Genomic DNA, 2,451 nt, shown 5'->3' with positions numbered 1-2,451 from the left:
TGCAAGCCATAGCTTCGGTGGCGTGTTTAGCCCCGTTACATTTTCGGCGCAGAGTCACTCGACCAGTGAGCTATTACGCACTCTTTCAATGGTGGCTGCTTCTAAGCCAACATCCTGGTTGTCTGTGCAACTCCACATCCTTTCCCACTTAACACACACTTGGGGACCTTAGCTGATGGTCTGGGCTGTTTCCCTTTTGACAATGGATCTTAGCACTCACTGTCTGACTCCCGGATTTAAGTTTGTGGCATTCAGAGTTTGACTGGACTTGGTAACCCTTGGCGGGCCCCGCACCCAATCAGTGCTTTACCTCCACAACTCACAACATCCGAGGCTAGCCCTAAAGCTATTTCGGGGAGAACCAGCTATCTCCGAGTTCGATTGGAATTTCTCCGCTACCCCCACCTCATCCCCGAATTTTTCAACATTCGTGGGTTCGGGCCTCCAGTGAGTGTTACCTCACCTTCACCCTGGACAGGGGTAGATCACACGGTTTCGGGTCTACGTCCACGTACTCAAGCGCCCTATTCAGACTCGCTTTCGCTGCGGCTCCGTCTTTTCGACTTAACCTCGCACGGGAACGTAACTCGCCGGTTCATTCTACAAAAGGCACGCCATCACCCATATAGAGGGCTCTGACTTTTTGTAAGCACACGGTTTCAGGTTCTTTTTCACTCCGCTTCCGCGGTGCTTTTCACCTTTCCCTCACGGTACTGCTTCACTATCGGTCACTAGGGAGTATTTAGCCTTGGCAGATGGTCCTGCCGGATTCCGACGGGGTTTCACGTGACCCGCCGTACTCAGGATACCTCTAGGGGTTTCGTTCGATTTAAGCTACAGGGCTTTTACCTTCTATGCCGGACCTTTCCAGATCACTTCGCCTACCAAACTAACCCCATATTGAGGTCCTACAACCCCAAGGAGCAAGCTCCTTGGTTTGGGCTATTCCGCTTTCGCTCGCCGCTACTGACGGAATCACTTTTGTTTTCTTTTCCTCCAGGTACTTAGATGTTTCAGTTCCCTGGGTCTGCCTCTACAATAGCTATGTATTCACTATTGAGTAACTGCGCATTACCACAGCTGGGTTCCCCCATTCGGACATCCCCGGATCAAAGCCTGCTTACGGCTCCCCGAGGCATTTCGTCGTTCGCCACGTCCTTCTTCGGCTCCTAGTGCCTAGGCATCCTCCGTGTGCTCTTTCTAGCTTAACCTAGAAAAAAACATTTAAAGATTGTCGTGCAACCCAAAAGTTACACTACCTAAGTTCTTACTTTACGTTTTGTTTCGTTATCTAGTTTTCAAGGAACAAAGTGTTCATTGCGATTCAAATTCCCTTGCCCTATCTCAGCGGCGAAAGTTATCTTATCACAACTCACATTCTCATTTCAAGTCGAAATTCCTTGGAAATCTCTGTCTGAAAATGATAGTTGGTGGAGCCAAGCGGGATCGAACCGCTGACCTCCTGCTTGCAAGGCAGGCGCTCTCCCAGCTGAGCTATGGCCCCATATGATTATGAAATTGGTTGGCCCTAGTGGACTCGAACCACCGACCTCACCCTTATCAGGGGTGCGCTCTAACCAGCTGAGCTAAGGGCCAATATGTGTTTCGGGGAAACTCCCCAAAATAAAAACCCACCTACAAGCTTTCGAAGCTTTCTTCGAAAGCTTGCTATGGGTCCGCTTGGCAACGTTCTACTCTCCCAGAACCCTGCGGTTCAAGTACCATCGACGCTGGAGGGCTTAACGGTCGTGTTCGAGATGGGAACGCGTGGGTCCCCTCCGCCATCATCACCAAACGAGTGCAACATGGTTGTAACCATGCTACCGAAAGAGCTTGCTCTTTCAAAACTGAACACGAGTGAGTAAACGTTGCGTGCTTGCGCACTTGACTGGTCTTATCAAGACCGAGTCTCCATAGAAAGGAGGTGATCCAGCCGCACCTTCCGATACGGCTACCTTGTTACGACTTCACCCCAATCATCTACCCCACCTTCGGCGGCTGGCTCCCTTGCGGGTTACCCCACCGACTTCGGGTGTTGTAAACTCTCGTGGTGTGACGGGCGGTGTGTACAAGACCCGGGAACGTATTCACCGCGGCATGCTGATCCGCGATTACTAGCAATTCCGACTTCATGCAGGCGAGTTGCAGCCTGCAATCCGAACTGAGATCGGCTTATAAGGATTGGCTCCACCTCGCGGCTTCGCTCCCCGTTGTACCGACCATTGTAGTACGTGTGTAGCCCAGGTCATAAGGGGCATGATGATTTGACGTCATCCCCACCTTCCTCCGGTTTGTCACCGGCAGTCATCTTAGAGTGCCCATCCGAAATGCTGGCAACTAAGATCAAGGGTTGCGCTCGTTGCGGGACTTAACCCAACATCTCACGACACGAGCTGACGACAACCATGCACCACCTGTCTTGGGTGCTCCGAAGAGGGGCACTATCTCTAG

At 51.6% G+C, this 2,451-nt stretch carries 2 tRNA genes and 3 rRNA genes; all 5 read right to left on the bottom strand.

The features are described from left to right. A 23S ribosomal RNA gene (locus RQP52_RS36380) occupies positions 1-1,211 on the bottom strand; the annotation flags it as partial. A 217-nt stretch (positions 1,212-1,428) separates the two neighbouring features. Beyond that, positions 1,429-1,504: transfer RNA gene (locus RQP52_RS36375), tRNA-Ala, on the bottom strand. A gap of 15 nt (positions 1,505-1,519) precedes the next feature. Beyond that, positions 1,520-1,596 (bottom strand) — tRNA-Ile (locus tag RQP52_RS36370). An 82-nt stretch (positions 1,597-1,678) separates the two neighbouring features. Then, positions 1,679-1,795: ribosomal RNA gene (gene rrf / locus RQP52_RS36365) — 5S ribosomal RNA — on the bottom strand. 122 nt (positions 1,796-1,917) lie between these two features. Beyond that, positions 1,918-2,451: ribosomal RNA gene (locus RQP52_RS36360) — 16S ribosomal RNA — on the bottom strand; the annotation flags it as partial.

The organism is Paenibacillus violae (assembly GCF_032461945.1).
Classification (GTDB): domain Bacteria; phylum Bacillota; class Bacilli; order Paenibacillales; family NBRC-103111; genus Paenibacillus_E; species Paenibacillus_E violae.
The sequence above is the reverse complement of the archived record's forward strand: the minus strand, read 5'-3'. Positions and strand labels throughout refer to the sequence as shown.